Source organism: Methylobacterium sp. CCH5-D2, assembly GCF_001556475.1.
Taxonomy (GTDB): Bacteria; Pseudomonadota; Alphaproteobacteria; order Rhizobiales; family Beijerinckiaceae; genus Methylobacterium; species Methylobacterium hispanicum.
In genome coordinates, this window is sequence record NZ_LSIX01000768.1 from 1 (window position 1) to 6,315 (window position 6,315).

The 6,315-nt window shown below is 71.5% G+C and carries 5 protein-coding genes; 1 reads left to right on the forward strand and 4 read right to left on the reverse strand.

What is annotated here, in order from left to right; translation table 11 throughout:
• Positions 1–134: 134 nt before the first annotated feature.
• Both AX737_RS20570 and panB read right to left on the reverse strand, forming a co-directional pair.
• Entirely contained in the window at positions 135–3,221 is a 3,087-nt protein-coding gene (locus AX737_RS20570) for a PAS domain-containing protein (protein WP_238230545.1), read from the reverse strand.
• A 136-nt stretch (positions 3,222–3,357) separates the two neighbouring features.
• Positions 3,358–4,182 (reverse strand): 3-methyl-2-oxobutanoate hydroxymethyltransferase, encoded by an 825-nt coding sequence (gene panB, locus AX737_RS20575; protein WP_066924502.1) that lies wholly within the window; start codon positions 4,180–4,182, stop codon positions 3,358–3,360.
• Between the two features lie 175 nt (positions 4,183–4,357).
• Here panB and map point away from each other — a divergent pair, with 175 nt between their 5' ends.
• Positions 4,358–5,110 carry a type I methionyl aminopeptidase gene (map, locus tag AX737_RS20580; protein ID WP_066924504.1) on the forward strand — a complete coding sequence of 251 codons (753 nt, stop codon included), beginning with the start codon at positions 4,358–4,360 and terminating at the stop codon, positions 5,108–5,110.
• Positions 5,111–5,115: 5 nt separating this feature from the next.
• Here the strand turns inward: map and AX737_RS20585 are convergent, their stop codons facing one another.
• Together AX737_RS20585 and AX737_RS20590 are read right to left on the reverse strand one after the other, a co-directional pair.
• Entirely contained in the window at positions 5,116–5,802 is a 687-nt protein-coding gene (locus AX737_RS20585) for a TIGR02281 family clan AA aspartic protease (protein ID WP_066924510.1), read from the reverse strand.
• Positions 5,802–6,011 (reverse strand): DUF1289 domain-containing protein, encoded by a 210-nt coding sequence (locus AX737_RS20590; protein WP_066924506.1) that lies wholly within the window; start codon positions 6,009–6,011, stop codon positions 5,802–5,804. The genes AX737_RS20585 and AX737_RS20590 overlap by 1 nt, the downstream gene beginning before the upstream one ends.
• Between the last annotated feature and the right edge of the window lie 304 nt (positions 6,012–6,315).

Genomic DNA, 6,315 nt, shown 5'->3' on the forward strand with positions numbered 1-6,315 from the left:
CCGCCCGCCTCGTCCGCTTCCGCCGCGAGGTGCTGCTGGAGCGCCCGGCCCCGGGCCTGAGGCTGACGCCCTCGCGGCGGCCATGACGGTTGCCTCGTGAGGCCCCATGAGGCGCCGCCGGGAGGCGCGGTCGGCTAGGCCGCCGGCGAGGCGAGCCGGGCCTGGATCCCGAGGGCCTGATGCAGGATGCGCCCGAGCTGATCGGCCGAGTAGGGCTTGTGCAGCAGCTCGAACCCGTGGTCGCTCTCCTGGGCGAGCACGTGGCTGTAGCCCGACGTGAGGACCACCGGCAGGTGCGGCAGGCGTCTCTGCAGCTCGCGCGCCAGCGCGACGCCGCCCATCCCCGGCATGACGACATCCGAGAACACGAGGTCGAACCCGCCTCCGTCGCGACCGAGCTTGTCCAGCGCCTGCTCGGCGTTGCCGGCCCACGCGGTCCGATATCCGAGATCCTTCAGGATCTGCGTCGCGAACTGGCCGACGCCAACATTGTCTTCGACGACCAGGATGCGCTGGCCGGAACCCAGCGGGGCCGGCTCCACATCTTGGACCCGCATGTCGGGAGAGAGGTCCGAGACCGCGACTTCGGGCAGGTAGAGCGTGAAGGTGGTGCCGTGGCCGACGGTGCTGCGCACGTCCACGTCGCCGCCCGACTGCTTGGCGAAGCCGAACACCTGGCTGAGCCCGAGGCCCGTGCCCTTGCCGACCTCCTTCGTCGTAAAGAACGGCTCGAAGATCCGGCCGATCCGGTCCGGCGGGATTCCCGTTCCGGTGTCGGTCAGGGACACCGCCACGAACGGCGCCGCGGAGCCGGCATGGCCGCGCACCGCCGGCAGCGCCGCGCCGCAGGTGACGCGCAGGATGAGCGTGCCCTCGCCGTCCATCGCGTCGCGCGCGTTCACCGCCATGTTGACCAGGGCGGTCTCGAACTGGCTCACGTCCGCCCGGACGTGGCAGGAGGAGTCCGGCACCTCGATCAGCACTTGGACCCGCGCGCCCGTCAGCGTGTCGAGCATCTCGGCGATCGCGCGCACCCTCTGGCCGACGCTGAACACCTCCGGCTTGAGAGCCTGGCGGCGCGCGAAGGCGAGGAGCTGGCCGGTGAGCTTGGCCGCCCGGTCGACGGTGTCGGACACCGCGTCGAGGTAGCGGCGCTTGCGGGCCTCCGGCAGATCCGGCCGGCGCAGGAAGTCCACCGACGAGCGGATGATCGTGAGCAGGTTGTTGAAATCGTGCGCCACGCCGCCCGTCAACTGGCCGACCGCCTCGAGCTTCTGGGACTGACGCAGGGCTTCCTGCGCCTGGACCAGCTCGGCCTGGCCGCGCAGCCGCTCCGTGACGTCCATGACGAACTGGTAGCAGCCCGTGCGCTCGCCGCGGGCGTTCCGCAGCGTGCGAAAGCTGATCTCGTAGGCGGGGCGCACGCGCTCGGAGGCGCCGAATTCTTGGACGAAGGTGATCTCCTCGCCCGCAAGGCCTCGTCCCCAGCCCGCCCTGACCTGGGCCTGGTGCTCGGGCTGGTCGGCCAGGAGGTCAAGCATGTTGTCGCCCACCCTCGGACGCACGCCGTAGATGCGCTCGAACTCGTCCGCGTTGGCCTTGTTGATGGCCAGGATGTTGTAGTCGAGATCGGCAGCCATCACCATGACGTCGGTTCTCTCGACGATCGTGGCGAACAGGTTGCGCTCCGCCGTGCGCTCCGAGACCTGCAGTTCCAGGGTCTCGTTGAGATGCTGGAGGCGGCGCTCGCTCTCGGCCAGCCGCTGCTCGGCCTCCCGGCGCTGGCTGAGGTCCACGGTGACGACGAGCAGGGTCTTGAACCGGCCCTGCGCGTCGTCCAGGCGCCGGATACTGCTGTTCGCCCAGACCGGCGTGCCGTCGGGACGACGGTAGAGCTTGTCGAGCGCCGAGGTCTGCCCCGCATCGACGACCTGGGCGATCGTCTCCAGGCTCTGCCGGACATGGGCGGGATCGGTCACATCCGCGATGCCGAGCCGCAGCAGCGCGTCGGCCGGCCGTCCCAGGATGCGGCACAACTCGGTGTTGACCCGCACGAAGCGACCGTCCGCATCCACTTCGGACAGGCCGACGGTGGCGCCGGCGAAGATCGCGGCGAGATGCTCCTCGCTCTGGCGCAGGGCGGACTCCGCGCGAGCCCGCTCGATCGCCGCCTTGACCCGCTCTCCGACCTCCCGGATCAGGTTCCCCTCGCTCGAGGTCCAGGCGCGCGCCACCGCGCTCTGCACGGCGAGCAGGCCGACCCATTCCTCCCCGCGGAACAGCACGACGTCGACGAAGGCGCCGACCTGTCGCGACCGCAGGCCGGCCCTGGCCTCGACGTTGAAGCGGGGATCCGAGGCCACGTCCTCGACGGCGACGACCGCATCGTCGCGATAGGCGGCGAGCAGGTCGGGACCGAAGGCCGCCAGCGAGTGCTCGCCCACGATCGAGTCGACGCCGTGGACGTACTCTTGCTCGACCTTCATCAGAGAGCCGCCGATCTCGGCGTAGAAGACGCGGCTCGCGCCGACGCGCTCACCGAGTCGACGTGAGGCCATCTCGACGATCTCGGCCGACGAGGTCAGCGGCCGGAGCCGGTCGCTGAGATCGAGCAGGAACGACTGCCTCTCCTCGTTGGGGCGGAACGACAGGTCCGGCTCGACCCGGTCGTGCGCCGCCGGCGCCCGATCCGGGATACCGGTGCAGGTGCCGTACAGCCCGTCCACATCTCCGGCCGCATCGCGTACGGGCGCGTAGGCGGGCCGGAACCGGGCCTCGTGCCCGCCGTCGCCCCGCCCCAGGACGTGCTCGACATCGACACTCCGGACGGCGTGACCCGCCCGGGCTGCGTCCAGGACGGGTTCGAGGACGTCCCTGAGGTCGTGCCAGACATCCAGGTAGTCTCGGCCGAGCGCGGCGGGATGCCGGTCGCCGAGGAGGCGGGCGTAAGGATCGTTGTACAGCAATCGTCGGTCCGGACCCCAGATCACGCAGACCGGCTGTTCCGAGCCCAGCATGACGCCCGCGAGCGTCGCCAGGGATTGCGGCCACGTCGAGGGGGCCCCGAGCGCCGAGGTGTCCCAATCGTGCGCACGGATGAGGGAGCCCATCTCGCCGCCGCCGAGGAGGAAGCCTGGGACGCACGTCGTCGCGGTGGATCTCCCGTACATCACGTCCCGGCACTGCTCGATGGGATTCGGACGGCGCGTCCGTGCGCCCATGACGCAGCGGTCGATCGCAGCCGATCGGCCCGCGCGGCGCGATACCCTATCACGTTTCCGCCGACCGTCGGACGTGGAGGCTTGCGGAGAAGGGCCCGCGGAATGCCGGGCTGGCCCGATCGGATCGCTAGAGGCGTCAGGTATCCCCGTAGGTGTGCGCGTCCTCGGGGAAGCGACCGGCGCGGACCTCCTCGGCGTAGGTCTTCACCGCCCCCTCGATATGGGCGCGCAGCGAACCGAACTGCTTGACGAATTTCGGTGTGCGCTCGGAGAGGCCCAGCATGTCCTCCAGGACCAGGATCTGCCCGTCGCAGGTCGAGGAGGCGCCGATGCCGATGGTCGCGGCGGTCACCTCGGGCGCGGCCGCGATGGCGCGGGCCACCGGCTCGACGATGCCCTCAAGCACGATCGCGAAGGCGCCCGCCTCGCTGATCGCGCGGGCGTCCTCGAGGAGGAGCCGCTCGCCGTCCGGCCCCCTGCCTTGCACCCGGAAGCCGCCCATCGTGTTCACCGACTGGGGGGTGAGCCCGATATGGCCCATCACCGGCACGCCGCGCTGGGTCAGGAAGGCGACGGTCTCGGCGAAGCGCGCGCCGCCCTCGAGCTTCACCGCGCCGGCGCCGGTCTCCTTCAGGATCCGCGCCGCGCTCATGAAGGCCTGCTCGCGGCTCGCCTCGTAGGAGCCGAACGGCATGTCGACGACGACGAGAGCGCGGCTCGTGCCCCGCATCACCGCCTGCGCCTGCAGGATCATCATCTCCAGGGTGACGGGCAGGGTCGATTCCATCCCGTGCATGACCATGCCGAGCGAATCGCCGACCAGGATGAAGTCGCAGTACGCGTCCAGGATCGAGGCGGTGTGAGCGTGGTAGGCGGTGAGCGAGATGATCTTGCGCCCCTCGGCCTTGGCCTTGGCGATGTCGGTGGCCCGGAGGCGGCGGGACTGCACGACCTGCGACATTGGCACGGTGTCCTTGGCACGGCTTCCCGAGGCGGGTCCGCGCCCGCCTCGCGGCGTGAGGCGCGGCTTATAGAGCGCGCGCGGGCGTGGAAACCCGGGCGGCCGAGAAAGCCCTGGTTTTGTCGCCCGTCTCCGGGCATCGCGGCGCTGAGATCTTCGCACGGGAGGAGCGGACATGACGGTGTCGAGCGAGGACGACCTCACGGCCCTCAAAATGATCGGGCGCATCGTCGCCGACGCGCTCGAGGCGATGGGACGTGCCATCGAGCCCGGCATGACGACCCGCGAGCTCGACGGCATCGGGCGGCGTGTCATGGAGGATGCGGGCGCGCGCCCCGCGCCCGAGATGGTCTACGGCTTTCCCGGCGCGACCTGCATCAGCGTCAACGAGGAGATCGCGCACGGCATTCCCGGCGATCGCGCGATCCGGCCGGGCGACCTCGTCAACGTCGACGTCTCCGCCGAGAAGGACGGCTACTTCGCCGACACGGGCGCCTCCTTCGCCGTGCCGCCCGCGACGCGCCGGGTCGAGCGCCTCTGCAAGGACGGCCGGCGGGCGATGTGGGCCGGCCTGCGCGAGGTCGGCGCCGGCAAGCCGCTGGCGGGCATCGGCCGAGCGGTGGGCGCCTTCGCCCGCAAGAACGGCTACACCCTGGTGCGCAACCTCGCGAGCCACGGCGTCGGCCTGTCGCTGCACGAGGAGCCCAAGGCGATCGCGACCTGGCCGGACGCCTCGGAACGCCGGATCATGGGCGAGGGGCTGGTCCTCACCGTGGAGCCCTTCCTGTCGCTTGGGGCCGATTTCGCCGAGGACGGGGACGATCCCTGGACGCTCTACAGCCGCCCGCGCGCCCTCACGGTGCAGTACGAGCACACGGTCGTCGCCACCCGCAACGGGCCGCTGGTCCTGACCATGCCGGGCCAGTAGGCGGCTCAGCGTCCCTGCAGGATCAGCCGGTCGCCGCGCACCTCGTAGCCGGGCAGCCGGGTGAGGAAGCTCTGCCCGAGCAGGTTCTGGCCGAGGGCCCCGGTGCGGGCGACGAGGGCCGGGACGCGCCGCTCGGTGATGGGGCCGATGCCGATCGCGTCGAGGAGGATCGGTGCCGCGTAGGCCGTGCCGTTGGCGGTGGAGACCCGGGCGGTGAAGGCGGCCTCGGCCGGCCGGATGCCGAGCGCGGCGGCGTTCTCGGCGGTGAGCACCACCGCGCTGGCGCCGGTGTCGAAGGCGAAGGCCTGGACGCGCCCGTTCACCTCGGCCTCGACCTCGAAATCCCCGTCCTGCCGCCGGACGATCGTGACGGTCTGGCCCGAGACCACGGCGCTGCCGGGCCGCAACTCGCCGACGACCCGGGAACTAACGCCCTGGATCTCCTCGCGGTAGCTGTAGCCGACGACGCAGGCGAGGCCGAGCGCCAGCCAGACGAGCGCGTGGCGGAGGCTGACGCCGAGGCCGCTGCCGAAGCGGCGCCAGTAGCCGGCGGTGACGAGCACCAGGGTGCCGACGCCGAATGCGACGCCCGCCAGGGTGTCCGGCTCGACGCCGCCCACGCTGCCGCTCCCGTCCGTAAGGACGAGGAGCGCCACGACGGCGACGATCGCGGCGATCGCGAGGTACGGGATCATCGCGAGGTCGCCCGCCCGGCCCCGGGGGCCGGGTAGGCCGCCTGCAGCCGTGCCTCGAGCCGCGCCATGATCGCGCGCCGCTGCGCCTCGCCGAGGCCGCCCCATGCGGCGATCTCGTCGCGGGTGCGACCGCAGCCCTGGCAGAGGCCGGTCCCGGCATCGAGGATGCAGACCTTGGTACAGGGACTCGACGGCTTCTGTGACATGGCCCCACTTGTCCGCCGATCGGCCGGGAGATCAAGGGCGGATCGGGCCAGGGGCGCGCGTCGGTTCCGGATGGTCCGTCCGGTGTCGTTCCCGATCCCGTCATCCCGCGGCCGCACAGCCGAGCCCGGGATCATGGCGGTGAAAGGCCGAGGTCCGCGCTTTCCTTGCTGTGCGTCAGGCCGGCACCGGTCGTCAGGCCGCCACCGGTCGTCAGGCCGCCACCGGTCGTCAGGCCGGCAGGCAGGCGACGAGGCCGAGGAGGCCCGCGATCTCGGCGACCTGCTGGCAGGCGCCGACCACGTC